The organism is Cohnella boryungensis (genome assembly GCF_042651945.1).
In the GTDB taxonomy this organism is placed as follows: Bacteria; Bacillota; Bacilli; order Paenibacillales; family Paenibacillaceae; genus Cohnella; species Cohnella boryungensis.
On the sequence record NZ_JBHSED010000003.1, the window covers coordinates 282,892 to 303,606 of the forward strand.

The 20,715-nt window shown below is 56.3% G+C and carries 13 protein-coding genes; 5 read left to right on the top strand and 8 right to left on the bottom strand.

Features of this window, described 5'->3' with window-relative positions; translation table 11 throughout:
• Positions 1-6: 6 nt before the first annotated feature.
• From ACFO1S_RS02565 to ACFO1S_RS02595, 7 genes are all read right to left on the bottom strand, one after another.
• Positions 7-1,725, bottom strand: a complete 1,719-nt coding sequence (locus ACFO1S_RS02565; protein WP_204600804.1) for a sensor histidine kinase — start codon at positions 1,723-1,725, stop codon at positions 7-9.
• A gap of 47 nt (positions 1,726-1,772) precedes the next feature.
• Positions 1,773-2,738, bottom strand: coding sequence for a phosphoglycerate dehydrogenase (locus tag ACFO1S_RS02570; protein ID WP_204600803.1), 966 nt, complete (start codon positions 2,736-2,738; stop codon positions 1,773-1,775).
• Between the two features lie 30 nt (positions 2,739-2,768).
• On the bottom strand, positions 2,769-3,584 hold the full coding sequence (locus ACFO1S_RS02575) for a carbohydrate ABC transporter permease (protein ID WP_378126180.1): 816 nt from the start codon (positions 3,582-3,584) through the stop codon (positions 2,769-2,771).
• 3 nt (positions 3,585-3,587) lie between these two features.
• Complete coding sequence (locus ACFO1S_RS02580; RefSeq protein WP_204600802.1) at positions 3,588-4,463, bottom strand: carbohydrate ABC transporter permease; 876 nt, start codon at positions 4,461-4,463, stop codon at positions 3,588-3,590.
• Positions 4,464-4,578: 115 nt separating this feature from the next.
• A complete protein-coding gene (locus tag ACFO1S_RS02585; protein ID WP_204600801.1) occupies positions 4,579-5,916 on the bottom strand; it encodes an ABC transporter substrate-binding protein in 1,338 nt (445 codons plus the stop codon).
• Positions 5,917-6,024: 108 nt separating this feature from the next.
• On the bottom strand, positions 6,025-6,930 hold the full coding sequence (locus ACFO1S_RS02590) for a dihydrodipicolinate synthase family protein (protein WP_204600800.1): 906 nt from the start codon (positions 6,928-6,930) through the stop codon (positions 6,025-6,027).
• Between the two features lie 59 nt (positions 6,931-6,989).
• Entirely contained in the window at positions 6,990-8,018 is a 1,029-nt protein-coding gene (locus ACFO1S_RS02595; RefSeq protein ID WP_378126284.1) for a zinc-dependent alcohol dehydrogenase, read from the bottom strand.
• Positions 8,019-8,430: 412 nt separating this feature from the next.
• Between ACFO1S_RS02595 and ACFO1S_RS02600 the strand changes: the two genes are divergently transcribed.
• The 5 genes from ACFO1S_RS02600 (at position 8,431) to ACFO1S_RS02620 (ending at position 19,293) form a co-directional block, all read left to right on the top strand.
• Positions 8,431-9,000 carry a TetR/AcrR family transcriptional regulator gene (locus ACFO1S_RS02600; protein ID WP_204600798.1) on the top strand — a complete coding sequence of 190 codons (570 nt, stop codon included), beginning with the start codon at positions 8,431-8,433 and terminating at the stop codon, positions 8,998-9,000.
• 90 nt (positions 9,001-9,090) lie between these two features.
• Positions 9,091-12,204 carry an MMPL family transporter gene (locus tag ACFO1S_RS02605; RefSeq protein ID WP_204600797.1) on the top strand — a complete coding sequence of 1,038 codons (3,114 nt, stop codon included), beginning with the start codon at positions 9,091-9,093 and terminating at the stop codon, positions 12,202-12,204.
• A gap of 240 nt (positions 12,205-12,444) precedes the next feature.
• Positions 12,445-17,562 (top strand): AAA family ATPase, encoded by a 5,118-nt coding sequence (locus ACFO1S_RS02610; protein WP_378126183.1) that lies wholly within the window; start codon positions 12,445-12,447, stop codon positions 17,560-17,562.
• Entirely contained in the window at positions 17,559-18,212 is a 654-nt protein-coding gene (locus ACFO1S_RS02615; protein WP_204600796.1) for a response regulator, read from the top strand. The genes ACFO1S_RS02610 and ACFO1S_RS02615 overlap by 4 nt, the downstream gene beginning before the upstream one ends.
• Before the next feature lie 121 nt (positions 18,213-18,333).
• Positions 18,334-19,293: a D-2-hydroxyacid dehydrogenase gene (locus tag ACFO1S_RS02620; protein ID WP_204600795.1), complete on the top strand. Its 960-nt coding sequence runs from the start codon at positions 18,334-18,336 to the stop codon at positions 19,291-19,293.
• Between the two features lie 59 nt (positions 19,294-19,352).
• Here the strand turns inward: ACFO1S_RS02620 and ACFO1S_RS02625 are convergent, their stop codons facing one another.
• Positions 19,353-20,498, bottom strand: coding sequence for a virulence factor (locus ACFO1S_RS02625; protein ID WP_204600794.1), 1,146 nt, complete (start codon positions 20,496-20,498; stop codon positions 19,353-19,355).
• Positions 20,499-20,715: the final 217 nt, after the last annotated feature.

Below are 20,715 nucleotides of genomic sequence, written 5' to 3' on the forward strand. Positions count from 1 at the left end.
CCTTCGTTATTCGATTGGCCGCGGCTCTTCCTCCCAGACAAGCTCGATGCGCATCCCGCCCAGCTCGGAGCGGGATAGCCGCAAGCCGGATCTTCCCTTGTACAGATGGATAAGCCGTTGATTGACGTTCCACATGCCGCAGCCCATATCGTCCTCCATCGGCAGCGCAAGCTTTTTCTGCAGCGCCGCGATCTCCTCCGGGTTCATGCCGGCTCCGTTGTCCTCGACGGTGATTTTGCATAAACAGCCTTCCTGCTCCCCGGTGATCCGTATCAGGCCAAAGCCGGCCTGCTTCTCGATTCCGTGGATGATCGCATTTTCCACAATGGGCTGAAGCAGGAGACGCGGGATGGCAAGTTCGTTCATCCGGTCGGGAATCTCGATGTCGCAGTGGAAGCGTTGAATGCGCAAGTTCTGAATCGTCAGGTAGTTGACGACAAGCCGAATTTCTTCCTCCACAGTCGCGATCTCGTTGTTCACCCGTGTCGTGTAACGATAATATTCCCCGAGATTCAGCGCCATAGCGACGACGGCTTCCTTATCGTCCAGATTGGCCATATTTTTAATATAGAATAGGCAATTGTACAAGAAGTGCGGATTAATCTGCGATTGCAGCTGCTTAAGAGTCGCCTCTCGCGAACGCAGATTTTCGACATGCACCTTCTCGATCAGTTCCTGAATTTGCTCAGCCATTTTGTTGAAGCTCTCGAACAGAAAATCGAATTCATTGTTCGGCTGCTTGCGAAGCCGAGTAGAGTACTGCCCCATGCGAATTTTTTTGACGCTGCGGATCAACATGTGAATCGGCCGCTGGACATTGCGGTACAGCAGCGTCGTGGCCAGAATGCTCACGCCGAGCAGCAGCGTGATGGAAATGTAGAACAGGTTCCGGCTGGTCGTAATCGGCATAAGAATCTGCTGAAGCGGCACGTAGTCGACCAGATACCAGCCTAGCGCATCGGACTTGACGTAATTGATCGTGTATTTGCGCTCGCCGGCCGTCATATCCAGATGACCGGACGTTCCCAGCTCGCTCGTGTCGAGCTGCTGGACCAGGGCGGCGATCAGAACGGGGTCGGACGTTTCATTCGCGATAGCTTGCTTGCCCGGCGAGTAGAAGATCGGTTCCCCGTCCCCTCCTTGGTTAAAATGCTTCAGCATATTTCGGATATTGGCGTCGATAAAGCGAACCTCGATCCACAGATCGGGGTTGCTGGAGCTTCGAATTAAGGAATAGTAGGCTTCGTTGGCGCCATTGACGACGTTGGTGTAGTAACTCCATCGCCCCGGAACCGCCCGTTCCAGATAACGCTCATCGTATTGGACGAAATAATCGGTCGTAATGACTTCCTTCTGCTTGGGCAAATGCAGGATGATCTGGCTGTTCCATACGCTCGTCAGCACCTGGAGGTTCAGCATGTCGACGATTCGCTGCTGCTTCTGCAGCTTGGCCAGCGGAGGAAGCGTATCGTACTCGGCCAAGTATTCCTTCACCTCGGGATCGCGGCTGACAATAACGGAAAACTTCGTCAATTGATCCACGGCCGACTGGATCTGGCTGTTGAAGAAGGACAGGCGATGCGCCTTCTCGCTCTCGATGTTTTCTCTGACGACCTTGACGCTGACCTGATGGGAATACCCGTACAAAATAATAATCGGCACAAGCAACACGATGACGAGCGTAATCACCTTGCCGAAGGTGTTCATCCTCCCGATGATTTGCATGTCGATCTCCTCCGTGTCGCTTATGCCGATAATCTATCCAGTCGCAATTATAACAGATTGTTGGGCGTGCGGCCTTCCAGCACGTCCAGTATCGCTCTTGCCGTCGTTAATCCGACCAGGCGATAAGTCTCGAGCGTCTCCGCCGCCGTGTGCGGCGTCGTAACGATGCGATCCGTAGTCAGCAGCGGGTTGTCGGCCGTGACGGGTTCGTGCTCGTATACATCGATCGCGGCTCCGCCGAGCGGTCCGTCCGTCAATGCCTTGCGCAGCGCTTCTTCGTTGACGACCGTGCCGCGAGCGGTATTGATGAAATAGCTGCCGGGCTTCATCATTCCGAATTGCTTATCGCCCATGATATGGTAGGTCTCCGGAAGCGCCGGCAGATGCATGCTTACAATGTCGCTGGTGCTAAGCACTTCCTCGAAGGAGGCCAGCTTGACGTTTAATTCCTTGGCGGCCGCTTCGTTCGGATATTTGTCGAAGGCCACGAGCTCGACGTCGAAGCCTTGGAGCTTGCGCGCCAGCTTCCTGGAGATGTTGCCGAAGCCGAGCAGCCCGACGCGCTTGCCTTGCAGCTCTTCCCCGACGTGGCGGTCCCAATAAGCTCTGCGGGCGGATTGATACAGGTTCGGAATGTTGCGCAGGGCGCTCAGAATCAAGCCGACGGCGAATTCAGCTACCGCGTTGGCATTGCCGCCGGGCACGTTCGTTACCTGAACGCCGTACTCGCGGGCTTTGTCCAGGTCGATATTGTCCACGCCTACGCCGAAGCGGCCGATGACCTTAAGCTTGGGCGCGAGCTTGAACACCTCTTCGTTCCAGGTATCTACGCCTGCGACGACGCCGCTCACATCGTGAGCGACCTCGGACAACTCCTCGAAGGTGAGCGGGCGTCCGCGCATGTTTTCGATAATCTCGCAGCCGCTGCTCTCCAGCAACTGCTTCGCTTCGCTGCAATAGATGGAATAATTCGTGGATGTAACGAGAATTTTAGGCCGATTCGACAATGCCATCGTTCCTCTCCATGGATGATAGGGTGAGCGTTAACCTTTCAGAGCGCCGGCTGCCAGGCCGCTGACGACGTAGCGCTGGGCGACGAGCGCGATCAGGATGATCGGAAGCGTAATGATGCACGCCGCCGCCATGATGCCGCCCCAGTTTACCTCGGAATAGGAGATAAAGTTGAAGATCGCGACGGGCAGCGTTTTTGTTTTTTCCCCGGACAAGATGATCGAGAACAGAAAGTTGTTCCACGAGAAAATAATCGACATGAGCGAGGAGGTGATGACGCCCGGTCCCGAGATCGGAAGCACGATGCGCAGGAACACCTTGAACTTGCTGCAGCCGTCGATCAGCGCCGCCTCTTCGATCTCATGCGGAAGGGACTCGAAGAACGGAATCATGATCCAGATGATAAAGGGCAGGCCGACCAGCATGTGCGTCAGAATGAGCGCAGTGAACGTATCGACCAGCTTAAGCCCGCTGAACAGAATGAACCAAGGGATCAGGAACGTGATTGCCGGGATAATTCGCGCGACAAGAATCGTCAGGGCCAGGCCTTGCAGCCTGAAGCGGGCAATGGCATAGGCGGCGGGGAGTCCGAGCAGCAGAGAGCCTACCGTGGAGCCGATCGCCACAATTGCGCTGTTGCCGATGTATTTCATAAAGTTGTATTGCTCGAATACCGCATTGTAATTTTTGAGCGTCGGTTTGAAGACGAGCAAATTGTCCGTGGACATGATCTGGGCTTGCGTCTTGAAGGATGCGAGCACCATCCACAGCAGCGGGAAGGAAAAAATAAGAATAATAAGCCATGCCGAAGCGGACAGGAGCGCTGCTTTCGATTTTTGCGTTGTCACGGTTTACGCCCCCAATCTCTTGCGAACCCAGATCATCAGCAAAGTGAAAATCAGGATAATGGTGAAAAAGATAACGAGCAGCGAGGAAGCCGAGCCCAGCTTGAAGAACTGGAAGCCAAGCATGTACGTGTAGATGTTGAGCGTCTCGGACGCGCTTCCCGGACCGCCTTGCGTCGTTGCATAAATAATATCGAACGTCTTGAGCACATCGATCAGCCGCAGCATCATGGCAACGATAATGGTCGGGCGCACGAGCGGAAGCGTAATGTAGATCAGCTTCTGCCAGGCCGATGCTCCGTCCACCTCGGCGGATTCATACGGGTCTTTCGGCAAGGTGGACAGTCCCGCCATGACGATGAGGCACACCATGGGAGTCCACTGCCAAATATCGATAATGGCCAAAGACGGAATCGCCTGATTGACATTGCCAAGCCATTCCAGCGGCTTGAATCCGAACCACTTCAGCATCATGTTCGCCGCGCCGATGGTCGGCTCGTAGATGAGCAGCCAGACGAGACCCATAGCGACCGGCGTAGATACCATTGGCAGCAGGAACAGCGTTTTTGCGACGTTCTTGCCTTTGTAATCCCGGAATAAGACGAGGGCGATTGCGACGCCCAGTACGGTTTCCACTACGAGCGCCAGCACGGTGAAGTACATGGTCGCTTTGACGGATTGCCAGAATCGATCGCTTGTAAGCAATTCAATGTAATTGTCCAAGCCTACCCACTTGGGAGGCGTTACCGCAGACATGCTCCATTCGAAAAAGCTGATTCTCACCGTGTAAAAAATGGGGAACGCCATCATCAAGACGACGAATAAAACGGCCGGCAACGTAAATACCCATTTAATATTCTTGTCTAGCCAAGCTGTGCGCATCAACGTCACCCTTTCCTGCTCATCCCGGCGAGCGTTCCTCCCCGGTGCGGAGAGGAGCGGCGAATTGCCGCCCTTCCGCGCCGACAGAGGAGAGCTGCCGTGCTTTCATACGTGCTTATTGCGCTTTTTCGTTGTCGATAATTTTTTGGAACTCGGCGTTTGCTTTCTCGGCAGCGGCGGCGATGTCTTCGCCTACGAGGCCCTTGATGATGATTTCGCTGATGACATCGCGAGCTTCGCCGACTTTAATGACTTGCGGACGGTCATGGCCGATAGCGGTTTTTACGGATTCCTGAATGACCGGAATGTAGCCTTCAGGGAAGCCGGCTTCGCCTTCCGGATCGTTCCATACGGAGGTGCGGGCGCCCGGCGTGCCGTGCAGCTGCAGCTTCTTGACCATGTCCTTGCCTGTTACCCACTGGATGAACGCCCAAGCCGCGTCTTTGTTCTGAGATTGCGAATTCATGGAGAGCGCCCAAGCCGTAATGTTGTAAGGCTTGGCTCCTGCGGTTCCGGCAGGGAATGGAGCGAAGCCGACTTGATCGGCTATTGTGGACTTGTCCGGATCGGTCGCGTTCGGATAAACCGTGCTCGTATCCGTGAAGAGCGCCGCCTTGCCTTGAGCGAACACGCCCATCGCTTGCGGCCAGCCCATGTTGAGCACGCCCGGAGGCCCGTAGTTTTTCAGCAAGTCTACGTACAGTGTCGAGGCTTTAATGAATTCAGGCGTATTCAAGGTCGCCTTGTCGCCGTTCTGGAAGTCCCCGCCCTCGGAGAATACGAAGGAGGAAAGCTGGGTAACCAGCGCGCCCTTCTGTCCGCGAGCGACGAAGCCATAGATGCCTTTGTCCGGATTGTTCAGCTTCTCGGCTGCGGCTTTCAGCTCTTCAAGCGTCTTGGGAACCTCGATTCCGGCTTCCTTCAGCAGATCCTTGCGGTAGTAGAGAATCTGTTGCTCCGTGAGCATTGGGATGCCGATCAGGTTGCCGTTGGCTGTAGCCGAAGACAGCGAGGATTCGCTGAAATCCGCGAGATCGAAGGCTGTATCCTTGGAAGCATAATCGTTGAGCGGGTGCAGCCAGCCATTCTTCTCGAACAGCTTCGTTTCCTCCAGCGGACGGATCGTGAATACGTCGGGCGTCGCGCTTCCGGCGGTCATCTGTACGCTCAGCTTCTGGCTGAGCTGCTCGTTGGCGAACACCTGGAAGTCGACCTTCATTCCCGTCGCTTCTTCGAACTCGGGCAGTTGAGTACGAATAAATTCGCTGGTGGAGTTGCTTCCGATATAGACGGACAGCGTTTTTCCTTTGAAGGGCTTGTCCCCGCTCGCCGCCGGAGAGCCCGATGCGTTGGAGCCTTCCGAGGCGTTGTTGGAGCCGCAGCCGGCCAGCAAGCTAACGGTCAGTACGGCGCTTACCGCTGCGGTAAGCCAAGGCTTTCTCTTAAAGTTCATGTGTGATCCCCCTTAGTTGTGATCGCTTACACATTTATTGTAGCTAGGCTTGAATGGAGTCGATATGGCAACAATTTAACATTGGCTATACAGATTTAACGGCTTTGGTTAGGTAGCTTGCTTAAGCTGTTGCTCCAGCAGTCTTAAGCTGTCGCGAAGTGCAGCGGCATCCTCGTCAGGCAGATCGAGCTGGGGATTTTTCATATGGCCTGCGTCTATGCCTCTGAATTTCAAGGCCTCTTTGAAGTAGGCCATATTGCTGCCGTTTTTGAGCGTTTCGCAGAATCGGATCGCCAGTCTCTGCAATTGGCGCGCTTTCGGCAGATCGCCGGCAACGAAAGCGTTGTAGACGGCGACGAACGGCTCGGGGTATACGCCGGATATGCCGGATACGACTCCGTCGCAGCCCATGGCCAGCGCGGGCAGGAACAATCTGTCGGCGCCAGGGAGAACCGAGAATTTCTCCTCGTTGATCGTTAAATAATCGTTAATGCGCAAATAATCCGGGTAGCTGTATTTAATTCCAATGACATTGCTGCATTCTCTCGCAATCTGCTGCGCGACCTCAGGCTTCAGATCGTTGGCCGCGCATTGCGGAATGCTGTACAAGTAGATCGGGAAATCGGAAGGCACACTGGCGGATAAGGTCTTGTAGTATTGCACCAATTCCCGGTCGTTCGCTCCGAAGAATACAGGCGTAACCGCGCCGATGCCGTCTGCGCCGATCTCGTGCGCATGTCTGGCAAGCTCTACCGTCTCTGCTGTGTTCATGGCGCCGACGTGTATGAATACCGTGACTCGACCATTGGCTGTGCGAACGACGGCTTCGGCCACCTTCTTGCGCTCCTCTATGGATACGCGCAGCATTTCCCCGGTCGTTCCCAGCGGATACAAGCAGTTGACGCCTTTGGAAATCAGAAATTCCGTTAATTGCTCTACCTTGCCCGTATCGACTTTGCCTTCCGAATCGAATGGGGTTACCATCGCGGTTGTCACACCGTATAAATGCTTCATTATTTGGTCAGCTCCCGAAATAAGAATGAGGACGTTCTCTGTACAAGCCCGAATGAATGTCAGGGAATAAGCGCTACTTTAATCACGTCGTTTTTCTTGCCGACGAGCATCTCGAAGGCATTCTGAACTTCCTCAAGGGGAAGCTCGGTCGTCATGGATTTTACGTCTATCTTGCCGTCGGCAATCATTTTCAATACGGGCTCGGCTTCGAATACGTATCCGGTAATGCCGATAAGGCTAATCTCGCGGAACAGGAGAGGCTGCACCGGAATCGTAATCTCGCTGGAGGCGAAGCCGAGCGCCATCACCTTGCCGCGCCGTTTGGCCGCTTGAACGGCCAAAGCGTAGGTATCGCTTACGCCTACGGCTTCGATGACGACTTCTGCGCCTTTGCCCCCGGTTTCCTCCAAGATGACTTCAAGCGCGTTCTCCTCGCGGGAGTGAATCACCCGATCCGCGCCGAACTTCTTCGCCATGGCCAGCTTGTGAGGGGAGGTGCCTACGGCGATAATCTTCCCTGCGCCGCGGAGTCTGGCCATCTGGACGGCTACGAGTCCGATGGCGCCGGTGCCTATGATGACGAACGTGTCGCCGAATCGGCTCCCCGACTCGTTGACGGCGTGCATCGCATTGCCGACATAGTCCAGCGACGCGCCTTCGGCGAAGCTGACCTCGTCGGGCAGACGGTTCAATTGCTTCTGCGGGACGGCCAAATATTCGCACATGGCTCCGTGAGTGAATCTGAGCTTCGACGAACCGAAGATGAAGCCGTTCTCGCACAGGTTCAACCAGCCGCGCCGGCAAGGTTCGCACTTGCCGCAAGACCATTGCGGATCAAGGGCAACGCGATCTCCCGGCTGCCAGCCTTCCACGCCTTCGCCCAATCGTTCAATAACTCCGGCCGCCTCGTGTCCCATGATGAGTCCCGGCCGCCGCCGAACGCCGCCGTCCTCGGTCATCCCGTGAATATCGGAGCCGCATATGCCTACCGCTTTGATGCGAACGAGCACCTCGCCCGCCTTCGGTTCGGGAATGGGGCGTTCTTCGATTGCGAATTGGAAAGTGCCTTGGACAACCGCTGCTTTCATCACTTGTCGTATACTCCTTCCTCTTGTCGACTAACCCGCATGCCGTCGTTTCGGAACGGCTTCAATTGATTGCAGATCGCATCAGCCGAAGCCGCTTCGTGCAGCTTGCCCAGCGGGAGTGGTTTTATTGTAGGCGCTTGAACCGTGCCAAGGAAGGACAATAATTTAACATTCGCGGTCTAATCTTAACGGGTTTGGGCAGAGCTGCGGATACGTGCTTCATACGAATCTCAGAGATTTGAAGAGTGGGAATGCCAGAACGGCGAAGCTAAAGGCGAGCACGATTGGCAGGGGAGAGTGTTGCGGCAGGGGGTTGATAACATCGGGGCTTGCAATTCGTTGCGATCTGGGGCATAATAAAGCCCATGTTAGGAATGAATATTCATTCCGTTCAGGAATGGAGGAACCGGAATTGGCTAACAATAAACGGGAAGACATTCTGAAGGCGGCTTTGACGCTGTTCGCGGAGCGCAAATACGACGGAACGACCGTACCGATGATTGCGGAAAGAGCTCAGGTGGGGGCCGGCACGATCTATCGTTACTTCGAGAGCAAGGAAGTGCTTGTGAACGAGCTCTTCCAGGAGTGCGTGAAAAGCTTGTCGGATCGGCTGTCGTCCAATCTGTTGAATCCCGAGTACGATCTTCGCCATCAATTTCATTTAATTTTCCGTCGACTGACGCAGTTCGCCGACGAACGAATCGATGCGCTTCTATTTCTGGACTCCCATCACAATGCCTATTATTTGAACGAGCAGAGCCATCGGGTTTTTTCGGAGATGCTTGAGCTGTTCCGCCAGCTGCTGGAGAACGGCAAGAACGACGGAACGATCGGAGCGCTCCAGTCGGATGCGATGATCGCGATCGTCTGGGGTGCGTTCGTCCACGTGTTCAAAACGATCCGCGTAGGCGTGCTGGAGCAGAGCGCAGAGCTGCTGGCCGGTGTAGAAGAAAGCTGCTGGAACGCGATTAAACGACATTAACGAAATCCGCCCCGGACGCAGCGAGTCGATCCGGGAGTGCGATTTACCGCATGCGGAATGAACGTTCATTCACATCTATGGAGGTTTAACATGAAGAAGCTTATGAATCCGAGAACACTTGCCCTGATTGCTTGGATAGCCGTGACTGTCGTTATTCTGCTTAGTATGCCCGACATGGATCGGCTCGTAAGGGACAAGGGGCAGGTTTCCTTGCCCGAATCCGCGCGAAGCGGAGTGGCGGACGAGCTGTTGAAAAGCATGAAGAGCGGCGAAGAGAATCGCTATGAGATGATCGCCGTATTCACAAGCGACAATCCTTTGACCGAAGCGCAGAAGGGCGAGATCGATGCGGCGACGAAAGGATTGGAAGCTCGCAAGACGGAGCTTGGCATCGTTGACATCGTGACCTACAAGGACAATGAAGTGCTGGAAAAGCAGCTTGTCTCCTCCGACGGCACGACGATTCTGGCGCAAATCTCGGTGGATGCCGCCTCCGGGACCTTGACGGAAGCGGGCGATCGTATACGGGCTGCGCTCGACAGCGGGAGCGTTCGGACGTATCTGACCGGGAACGGCCTTGTCATGGAGGACTTCGTCCAATCGACACAGGAGGGCATCAAGAAGACGGAGGTAATCGCCGTCGTGTTCATCCTGATTGTGCTGGTGCTGGTCTTCCGATCCCCGATTGTCCCGCTGATCTCCCTGCTCACGGTTGGGGTGTCCTACCTGGTGTCTATGGGGATCGTGGCTCATCTGGTCGATCGTTTTGACTATCCGTTCTCGAATTTCACGCAAGTATTTCTCGTTGTCGTGCTGTTCGGGATCGGAACGGATTACAACATTCTTCTGTTCACGCGATTCAAGGAGGAGCTAAGCCGGACGGATCGGGTGCTGGATGCGGTCCGCTCTACCTACAGGTCGGCGGGCAAAACGGTGCTCTACAGCGGTCTCGCCGTATTCATCGGCTTTATGGCGCTGATTCTGGCGGAGTTCAAGATTTATCGATCCAGCTCTGCGGTGGCAATCGGAGTCGCTGTTCTGATCCTTGTTCTGATTACCTTAAATCCGTTTTTCATGGCGCTGTTGGGCAGGAAGATGTTCTGGCCGATCAAACGCTTCGACGGGCATGGGGACAGCCGAATCTGGGCGAAGCTATCCGGGTTTGCCGTAGCTCGTCCGATTATAGCGCTTCTGCTCGTTCTGCTGATCAGCTTGCCGACGCTGCTGACCTACAGCGGAACGTCGAGCTACAACGATCTGCTTGAGGTGAATGATGCCTACGAGTCCAAGCAGGGGATTAACGCGATTGAAGCTCACTATCCGGCAGGCTTCTCGTCTCCGGCCAATCTGGCGATCCGGGCGGAGCGGCCGCTGGATAATTCCGATGACTTGCAGACGCTGGATGAGCTGGCGGAGAAGCTCTCCAAAGTGGAGGGGGTGTCCGGGGTATTCACGGCAACGCGTCCCGGGGGAGAGAAGATTAATGCACTCTATATCAACGATCAGACGAAGGGCCTGTACGAAGGACTGGACGACGCGGCGAAGGGGATTGATAAAATCAATGCCGGTTTAACCGACGCCGAAGTCCAATTCGAGGCGAACGACGAAGGCGGCGGGCTGGCGGACGTGCAGAAGCTGATCGACGGCACGGGAGCAGCCCGGCAAGGCGCTGCGGACCTGGGCGGGGCGTTGGATCGCCTGGCTTCGGGTCTGGCCGGCGGACGGACGGGCGCTCAGGAGCTGGAACGGCAGCTCGGCTCCGCGGAAGAGCAGATGAAGAAATTGTCCGAGGCTGTCGCTGCGCTGCATACGGGATACGCCAAGCTGGAAGGGGGGCTGGGAGGCTTCGGCTCCTCGTTCGATGCCTTAGGCCAGTCGCTCGGATCGGCGGAACGCGGCTACAGCCGTATCGAGACGGCGATGAAGGAGCTAACGCAGGATCGCCCCGAGCTGGCGGAGGACTCCCGGATCGTCGCGACGCTGGAGGAGGCTGCCTCCGGCAAACAAGAGCTCGCCGCGCTTGCCCGGCAGCTGCAGGATTTGGGATCGCAATACGAGGCCTCCATATCGGCGTTCAAAGAAGCGAACAGCGCCTTGAAGCAAGCGGGCGATGGGCTGAAGCAGATGCAGGACGGAGTAGGCCGCTTGCAATCCGGCGCAGGCCAATTGGCGGTCGGATTGAAGGACGGAAGCGACGGAGCAGGCCAGATCGCCGACAAGAGCAAGCAATTGTCGCAAGGGATCGCGAGCATCCAGGACGGGCAGCGACAGCTCGGCGCAAGTCTGGGCGAGCTGGAAGAGAAGATGACCGGTTTAAAGACCGGACTTGCAGAGAGCTCGGCCGGATTCGAGAAGATCAATGCGGGCTTGAACGAAGCGCAGAGCTACCTTAGCGAATTGAGCGAGTCCAACGCGGCGCAGAAATTCTATATTCCGAAGGAAGTGCTGGAAGGCGAAGAATTTCAGACGTCGATCTCCGAGTATATGTCCGAGGATCGCAGAACCGTGCGGCTGATGATTGTGCTCGATGTCAATCCGTACAGCGAGGAGGCCATGACTATCGCGAAGGAGCTGGATCGTACGGCGGAAGCCGCGCTGGAAGGTAGCGGCTTGGCCGGAGCCGAGATGGCGCTCGGAGGCAAATCGGCTCAGAACGTTGATCTTCGGAACATCGCGAGCGGCGACCTGAACCGTACGGTAGTGATCATGCTCGCCGGAATCGGCATCGTGCTGATGGTGATCACGCGCTCCTTCTGGCAGCCGGTATTTATTATCGCATCGCTGCTTCTGGCCTATGGAGCGGCGATGGGGATCGGAGAATGGATCGGGTCGGGCGTGCTGGGCGTCGACGAGCTGGGGTGGAACGTCCCGTTTTTCAGTCTGATCATGATTGTCGCGCTGGGCGTCGATTACAGCATCTTCCTGATGATGAGGTACCGGGAGCTGGACGGCGATTCCGATCGTGCGATCGTCGAAGCCTCTCGCCACGTCGGAGGAATCGTCATCTCCGCAGCGGTTATTCTAGGCGGCACCTTCGCCGCCCTCATGCCCTCCGGCGTACTGACGCTGATCGAGGTAGCCGCCGTGGTTATCCTCGGCCTGCTGTTCCTCAGCTTCCTCATGCTGCCGGTGTTCATTCCTGCGCTGATGACGCTGGCCCGCAAGCTGGGGGGAAGGGGAGAATCCAGCCGCTCGCGAGAATAACGAGCTCCCGCAGGGGACGAATGTAAGAAAACCTAAGCAAACAGACCGTCTACTGGGCGGTCTGTTTGCTGTTATGGGCGATGCGCCTTCCCCGGAAAAATTCTATTGTCACATGACAGATTGATGACACCGATCACTACACGGCCTTGAAAATAAGGATTAGAGTGTAATTTCATAAGACGCGAGCGAAATATCGATTTATGTCGACCCGATGATATAATAGGCGAAAGGGAAGAGGTCATGAGAGATCCGACAATCGAGGCATCCGGGGAGCAGATCATGAGGCTTGAATTGCAGGGTTACGAAACGAGGGAGAAGCTCGGCTGCCATGACGATATTTGTTTTTACCGGCTGCAACGTTACGAAGACGGTTTGTTAGCGATCGCCAAGACGACACGCGACGCCTATCCGGATGAGAAACAGGTTGCGGCTTTTCGTCATGAGTACGACTTGCTCCGGACGCTCGATGGCCGAGGGGCGCTGAAGGCTTACGGGCTGGAGTACGAAGGGGAACGTCCGGTGCTTCTGCTTCAGGATATCGGAGGGAGTACGCTCGATCAGCTTATTCGCGAACGAGGCCAAGCAACGGACCTGCAGGAGTTGCTCGGCATCGCCGTGGCCGCCGCGGACAGCTTGGTGCGAATTCATCGGGAGAAAATCACGCTGAACGAAATTTCCCCCGGTCATTTGATGGTCAATCTTGGGACCCGCGAAGCAAAGTTCGCGGATTTGAGGCTGGGAGCTTCCCGTTCCGCCAGGAGCCCGTTATCGTCGATCACGGATCGTCCGGATTCGCTCTTGCCGTATATCTCTCCGGAGCAGACGGGGAGGTCGGGCGCGTCTGCGGACTATCGGTCAGACTTCTACGCGCTGGGCGCTACGCTCTATGAATGGCTGTCGGGAAAAGTCCCGTTCGAGCTGAAGGATACGCTGGATATCGTCTATCATCATCTTGCGATCAAGCCGCAGCCGCTGGAACTGATTCGGGAAGGGATTCCCCAGATGGTGTCCGAGATTATTGCCAAATGCTTGGAGAAGTCTCCCGATGCACGGTACGAGAGCGCCTACGGGCTTAAGTTCGATTTGGAGAAAAGCTTGAAGGCTCTTGAAGGCTCTGGAACGATTGGGAAATTCGCGCTGGCTGAACGGGACGTCCCGAATCGGCTGACGATTCCGACGCGGCTATACGGGAGAAGCCGCGAGCAAGCATTGCTGATCGACGCGCTGCGGCGGGCGGCCGAGGGAGGAGCGGAGCACTTCGAGATTATCGGAGGTGGAGGGATAGGCAAAACCTCCTTCGTCCTGAAGACGTTGCAGGATGCCGCGTCTAGGGAAGGGACGTTTGCCAAGGGCAAGTTCGATCCGAACCGAAAGGCTGCTCCCTATGACGTATGGGTTCAAGCGATTGGAGAATTGGTTGGGCAACGGCTGACGGAGAGCGAACTGGAGGTCGAAGTTTGGAAGCTGCGGATAATGAAGGCGCTGGAGAGCTACGGCCAACTGTTGATTGAAAGAGTCCCCATGCTGGAGTTGGTGATCGGTCCCCAGCCGGTCGTTCCGAGCTTGCCGCCAATCGAGGCGCAGCGTCGCTTCCACCTGCTCTTGAACCGATTTTTCCAGCTGTTCGGCCGTCAAGATCGACCTTTGATCTTGTTTCTGGACGACCTTCAATGGGCCGACGAAGCTTCGCTCCAATATTTGAATTACCTGCTGGAAGATCGGGAGACGAGACATACGCTCATCGTCACGGCGTATCGGGATGAGGAGACCCCGATGACCCATGCGCTTCGGCGAGCGGATAGGCAGCCGGAGGAACGCGGTTTGACGGTCAGCCGTATTCGATTGAACGTGCTTGACGCTGCAGATGTTCATCGTCTGCTGGGGGATGCGCTGCGAAGCATCGGGGAAGACAGGGATGAGCTGGTGGCAATGCTGCTGCAGAAGACAGACGGAAATCCACTATTTCTCAAGCAATTTCTTCAGGATTTGTTCGATGGCGGCCGGATCGCGTTCGACGAAATCGCCGAAAAATGGGTATGGGATATGAGCGGTATTGCCGAGACACGTATAGCCGATAACGCGGCGGCTTATATCTCGGAGAAGCTGAAGCATTTGCCCGAGCCTATGGCGCACGCGCTCAGCAGGGCGGCTTTTCTGGGAAGCCCGTTCGCGGTGGAGAGCTTGCTTCCGTTCACGGGGCTTTCCGAGGACGAGCTGTGCGAGGAGCTGGATCATGCCGTTCGCGAAGGTTTGCTGCAGGCGTCGAGCAAGAAATTAAAGCAGTACAAATTCGAGCATGACCGCATTCAGCAAGCCGCATACGCGCTCGTGTCCGAGGAAGAACGAATCGCACTGCATCTGCGGATCGGCACGGCGCTGGCAGACCGCATGCGTTCGGGCGGGGAGGCGGGCCAGTTCGAGGCGGTTCAGCACTTGAACCGCGCCGTCGAGCGATTCGCCAGTTCGGACCTGAGGCGCGAGCTGGCCGAATTGAATCTGTTGGCCGGTTTGAAGGCGAAGCAGTCTACGGCTTACGAGACCGCGCTGGACTACTTGCGCCGCGCGACCGACTTGATTGGCGAAGCGGATTGGGAGCGGGATTATAATTTCGTCTTCCCCATGTATCGCGAGAGAGCCGAGTTGGAGTTTCTATGCTCTTATTTCGCGGAAGCGAACGAGTTGTTTCAACTGCTGATTGCCAAGGCCGCTACGAATGTAGATCAAGCCCTCGTCTATAATCTTATGATGCAGCTGGAATCCACTCAGAATAATCACGTAGAAGTGATCGAGCTGGGACGTCGATCGCTGGCGTTGCTCGGCTTTAAGATGAATGCAGCGCCAAGCGCGCTTCGTCTGCTCCGCCTGGAGCTGCGATTAAAATGGAAGCTGCGCAAGTATCCGATTGACTCCCTTATCGAATTGCCTGTAATGGAGGACGAGATCGGACGGGCTGCAATAACAGCCTTGGTTAACGTAAGCAGCGCTCTGTTTTTTATAGACAAGAAAGGATGGCTTGCCGCGACGTTCGCGATGATCGAGCTGACGCTCGATCGCGGGCAGACCCCCGAAGCCTCTATCGGATTCGTCGGTTACGCGTTGTACCATTATTCTTTTCGCCGTTTGGAAGTCGCCTTCCAATGGGGCATGCTGGCCTACGAATGGTCGAAGCCGTATCCTGCGCTTCACGCCAAGACGATTGCCGCATTCTCGCTGTGCTACGATAGTTGGAGAAAATACAAGCCCGAGATGCTGGAACGGTTCAGCGAGCACGCCGGCAAGGTCGGATTGGAATCCGGCGATCTGCTGCAAGGCAACCAAAGCGTCATCATCAACGGCGTATCCCAATTTCAATTCGGGAAACCTATTTCGATAATCTATGAGCGGATGATTGCCCATTCGGGAGAAATCCGGCGTCAGAACAACGAGCTTCTGTGGAAGCAAGCGATCTTGTTGGTATCCATGCTGGTTCGGTTATCCGGACATCGCGCCGCCGACGATCCTTTTCCGATCGAGGAGGTTGGCTCGGAAGCTTTCTATCGTTCAGTACGCGGGGACGAGACGCGGATCATTGAGGAACTGATGTTCGTCGCGGTTTATTTGCCGGGTTATATTTTCGGGGAATACCGAGAAGCGAACGAAGCCTTGAAGAGGACGTCCGAGCTTGCCGCAAGCCGGCAAGACAATCGCGAGAATGTTATGCAATATACCTACGAGGCGCTCGTCTGGGCACAGCTGTATGAGGACATGCCGGCCAAGGAGAGAAGCGCCGCATGGACGGGATTGCGCGAACGGCGAAGGATGCTGCGGAAATACGCCAGGCAATGCCCGGAGGATTATCTGCACAAATACTTGTTTGTTAAGGCCGAGATGGCCCAAATCAAAGGGAAAAGCCGGCAAGCGGAGGAATGGTTCGCATTATCGATCGAAGCCGCCCGGACGCACGGCCACATACACGATCTAGCGATGGCCGCCGAAAGCTGCGGGAAGCACGGGCTTCGGCAAGGCAAGCCGCATCTTGCGAAAATCTATCTGACGGAAGCGCATAACGCTTACCAGCAATGGGGAGCGTGGGTCAAAGCGGCCGACATGGAGCGTCAATACGGGCATCTGCTGAACGCCAAGCCGGAGTCAGGAATGGAGCGTGTCGATTACCTATCCGTCGCACGGTCCGCTCAGGCGTTATCCGGAGAGATGGAGATGAACCGGCTGCTCGATACGCTGATGCGTCTTATGCTGCAAAACTCGGGGGCGGAATACGGAGCGCTTCTGCTGGAGCATGGGGGAAAATGGAAGGTCGAAATCCATGGAACGCCGGCAGAGCTTCGAATCGAATCGATTCCGCTGGAGGAAGCGGCAAATCTGGTTCCTGCAGCGATCATCGGATACGCGGCAAGGACTCGGGAGGTCGTCGTCCTGGAGGATGCGTCGGAAGCGGGAATGTTCGCGCGCAATCCCGCGGTCAGGGAGAAGAGGCTAAAGTCGGTGCTATGTCTGCCGATCTTTCATCAAAGCAAGCCAGTCGGGCTGTTATATATGGAGAATAAGCTTACGCCCAATGCTTTTACGCCCGAGAGATTGGACGTGCTCAAGCTCTTCGGCTCCCAATGTGCGATCTCGATTGCCAACGCGAAGCTGTATTCGGACGTGCAGGAGCTGAAAAACAATCTGGAGAGGCAGGTCGAGGAAAGAACGCGAAGCCTTGAGCGCTCCATGCTGGAGACTTCGGCGGCTCTGGCCGAGGTGTCGGTATACGAAGAGAGAAGCCGGATCGCACAGGAGATACACGATATCGTCGGACATACGCTGACTTCGACGGTTATCCAGATCGAGGCGGGAAAGCGACTGATACGCAAGGACGCGGAGGAAGCCGCGGCGCGTCTGAGAGAAGCGCAGGATCTGGTCCGTCACGGCTTGAACGAGATCCGCGGGTCGGTTCATATGCTGAAAGAGGACAAGTACGCCAATCTGGGCGACACGCTCGGCCAATTGATTCGCGACACGGAACGCAATATGGGAGTTGTCATTCAAGCGGAGATCGAAGACTTTCCCGATCTGCCGGCGAGCCATAAAAAAATGTTCTATTACGCTCTGCAGGAAGGGTTGACCAATGGCATCCGGCACGGCGGAAGCCTGAAGTTCCGCTTTCATCTGAACGATGCGGACGGAGCTGCGCAATTCCGGCTGCAGGATTACGGCAAGGGCGCCTCGAAGATCGCGATGGGCTTCGGACTGAAGGCGATGAAGGATCGTGCCGAGCAGTTGGGCGGCGATCTGGAGATCGAATTCCGGCAGGGCGAAGGGTTCCTGCTAAGCATAGATTTGCCGTATCCGAAACGGCGGAAGGAGGACAGGAAATGACGAAGATCAGGCTGGTTATCGCCGACGATCAGATGCTGACGCGGGAAGGCCTGCGCACGATTCTGGAGCTGGAAGAGGACATGGAGGTCGTCGGCCTGGCCAAGAACGGCGAACAAGCTTGCGAATTGGCGGAAGCGCTCCAACCGACGCTCGTGCTGTTGGACATTCAAATGCCCGTCATGAATGGCCTTTCCGCGCTTAAGCGGATTCGAAGTAATTGTCCAACCACGCAGGTATTAATCTTGACGACCTTCATCGATACGGATTATATCGTCGAGGGAATGGCCAACGGGGCCAGCGGCTATATGCTGAAGGATATGGACGGGGATAAAATGATCGCCTCCATTCGCGATGCCGTGAGCGGCCAGTTCGTGCTGCCTTCTGCCGTCGCTGCCAAGCTGGCGACGCGAATGAACGAAATGGCGGGGGATTTCGAGCAATGGCAGCGTTCCTCCGCGTCCCGCATCAAGCTGACCGAACGAGAGGCGGAGCTTGCGCATCATATTCTCAAGGGACTGAACAATCGCGAGATCGCCGATGCCTTGCATATTGCCGAGGGGACGGTCAGGAACTATATCAGCAGCCTGTATAGCAAGCTGGAGGTCATCGATCGGGTTCAAGCGATCATTAAGCTGCAGAGATTGCTGTAAACGGGGAATTAGAAAGCCGGAAACAGCGGAGCAGGAGAGCAAGAGAGTGTAAGAGAGTGTAAGAGAGCAAAGAGCAGAAGAGCTGGGAGCAAGCTCCCAAAACAAACGGAGGCGGAAGCGAATGAAGATAGTCGTTCTGGACGGATATTTGCTTAACCCGGGGGACTTAAGCTGGTTGGAGCTGGAGAAGCTGGGCGAGGTGTTCGTTTATGACCGCACCCCGGCCGATTTGATCGCGGAGAGAGCTGAAGGAGCGCAGATCGTGCTGACGAACAAAACGCCTCTTCGGGCGGAGACGATTGATCGCTTGCCGGAGCTGCGATATATCGGAGTCATTGCAACCGGGTTCGACAATGTCGATGTCAGGGCCGCGAGGGAACGAGGCATTACGGTAACGAACGTTCCCGCATACAGCTCCGCTTCGGTCGCCCAACTCGTCTTCGCCTTGCTGCTTGAGCTGTGTCATCGCGTCGGCTTGCATAACGAATCGGTGCACGAGGGCGACTGGTCGCGTTCCCCCGACTTCAGCTTCTGGCGGACGCCGCTCATCGAGCTCGAAGGCCGCACGATGGGAATCGTGGGACTGGGCGATATCGGCCGGCGGGTCGCGAAGCTTGCGCTCGCGTTCGGCATGCGAGTGGTGGCGGTATCCCGCACGAAGAAGGAGTTGCCCGTCGAACTCCCGGATGTCGAACTCGTCGAGCTGGAAGACCTGTACGCGCAGTCGGACGTAGTAAGCCTGCACTGTCCGCTGACCGAAGCGACCAAGGGCATGATCCACCGAGGGAGCCTGAGCGCAATGAAGCGGTCGGCGTTCCTCATCAATACGGGGCGCGGAGCGCTTGTCGTCGAAGAGGATTTAGCCGAGGCGCTGCGGAGCGGAACGATTGCAGGGGCCGGACTGGATGTATTGTCCAAGGAGCCCCCGGCGCCCGATCATCCGTTAATCGGCGTGCCGAACTGTTATATAACGCCTCATATCGCATGGGCTACCCATGCGGCGCGATCTGCCTTGATGAGCGGCGTTGTGCGCAACGTCGAGCGCTACCTGGCGGGAGAGACGGAGAATAGCGTGGGTTAGCTTCGTAGGTATAGTCGCAAATAAAGGAGAGGGGGAAGCCCCCTCTCCTTTATTACTAATCAACTATCTTGCTGCTCTCGCATGCGCGTCATTTGCTGCCAGACAGAGCCGGCGGCTTCTTCGCCGCGTTCAATGCGGGCGACCGCCATCTCGGCTTGCAGGCGTACCTCGAATTCCGTCTCGCTGCCCGTCGTGCGCAGAAGCGCCTCGAGCGCCGTTTCATCGCCCGCTTCGTACAGAAAACGAGCCGCGCGCCAACGAACGAGCTTGTTGGAATCCTCCAGCGCTTCGATCATTGGAGCGATCGCGATTGGGTCGCCGATGTCCGACAGCGTGTCGCCGGCTGTCCGCCGAACGGAGCCGGACGAATCCTTCAGCGCTTCGAACAGAAGCGGGAACGCTTCCGCCGTGCGCAGATCGCCGAGGTATACGACAGCCAGCCGCCGCACCGACATCTGGCTGTCCCCGAGCGCCCGGGCGACAACCGGCAAATCCTCCGGCGTAGGCTTTAGGCGCTCCAAAGCGGCATAGCGCTCACGCCAATCTTGCGACTCCAGCGCCTTCATGACGGTATCGCCGTCCAGCGGAGCGGGAGGCGCCGGGGGCGGGGCTTCGGGGCCGGCGGCTTTGGCCTGCTCGACCAGATCGCGGAGCCGCGTTTCGGAATAAGCGGCATCCAGCTCTCTCTTCACTTCCTCCAACACTTCTTGCGGTTCCCCATAGCGCACCCCGAGATCCTCAAGCATGCGCTCGCGGATCATCGTCGCGCCCGCCGCTTCGGTGACCGCTTGCGAGAAACGATCCGGCATTGCTGCACGATGCTCCTGCCCCCCGCTGCGTACGCGAAGCTGGATTGGGATTCCGCGATACAACTGCACGCGGACGTGCGCTTCGCCGAACCCGGCGGCATCCGCGGCCGAGGAAGAGAACGCTCCGTCGCCGGCGATGCCGAAGACGTTCTTCACCCCTTCGAGAATGGCGGCCCAATCGGCGTTAGGTCCTTTGCGGTCTATGGCAAGAAAGTCCGCCGTCTGGAAAATGCTTTTCACGCCGGGAATCTCCAACAGCTTGACGATCAGAAGCGGAGGAGCGGTCGTCGAAGAATCCTTGCTATAGTTCAATTGAACGCCGGAATCGAGCCGAACATCCACGTTAAGCTTCATCGTATTCGGACTCGGGGTCGGCTCGATGGACAATAATTTCATGGAACGAACACCCCTTACTTTTTTGAACTACCTCCACAATACCCTAACTTTGACCAAATGCCAAAATCGCTGGAGAGAAACGCCATTTTACACGGTAAGCGAACTAACCACTTGCGAACTGTTCCGCCAGAGCGAAATAGTGATGATTAGTCGAACTAACTACTCGCAAAGTGTTCCGTCACAGCGCATTAGTGATGATTAGTCGAACTAACCACCC

What these genes read in the sequence shown, in the direction of transcription:
- ACFO1S_RS02565 (WP_204600804.1), bottom strand. Translation starts at nt 1,725, where the DNA reads ATGCAAATCATCGGGAGGATGAACACCTTCGGCAAGGTGATTACGCTC.
- ACFO1S_RS02570 (WP_204600803.1), bottom strand. Translation starts at nt 2,738, where the DNA reads ATGGCATTGTCGAATCGGCCTAAAATTCTCGTTACATCCACGAATTAT.
- ACFO1S_RS02580 (WP_204600802.1), bottom strand. Translation starts at nt 4,463, where the DNA reads ATGCGCACAGCTTGGCTAGACAAGAATATTAAATGGGTATTTACGTTG.
- ACFO1S_RS02585 (WP_204600801.1), bottom strand. Translation starts at nt 5,916, where the DNA reads ATGAACTTTAAGAGAAAGCCTTGGCTTACCGCAGCGGTAAGCGCCGTA.
- ACFO1S_RS02590 (WP_204600800.1), bottom strand. Translation starts at nt 6,930, where the DNA reads ATGAAGCATTTATACGGTGTGACAACCGCGATGGTAACCCCATTCGAT.
- ACFO1S_RS02595 (WP_378126284.1), bottom strand. Translation starts at nt 8,018, where the DNA reads ATGAAAGCAGCGGTTGTCCAAGGCACTTTCCAATTCGCAATCGAAGAA.
- ACFO1S_RS02605 (WP_204600797.1), top strand. Translation starts at nt 9,091, where the DNA reads ATGAAGAAGCTTATGAATCCGAGAACACTTGCCCTGATTGCTTGGATA.
- ACFO1S_RS02610 (WP_378126183.1), top strand. Translation starts at nt 12,445, where the DNA reads ATGAGAGATCCGACAATCGAGGCATCCGGGGAGCAGATCATGAGGCTT.
- ACFO1S_RS02615 (WP_204600796.1), top strand. Translation starts at nt 17,559, where the DNA reads ATGACGAAGATCAGGCTGGTTATCGCCGACGATCAGATGCTGACGCGG.
- ACFO1S_RS02620 (WP_204600795.1), top strand. Translation starts at nt 18,334, where the DNA reads ATGAAGATAGTCGTTCTGGACGGATATTTGCTTAACCCGGGGGACTTA.
- ACFO1S_RS02625 (WP_204600794.1), bottom strand. Translation starts at nt 20,498, where the DNA reads ATGAAATTATTGTCCATCGAGCCGACCCCGAGTCCGAATACGATGAAG.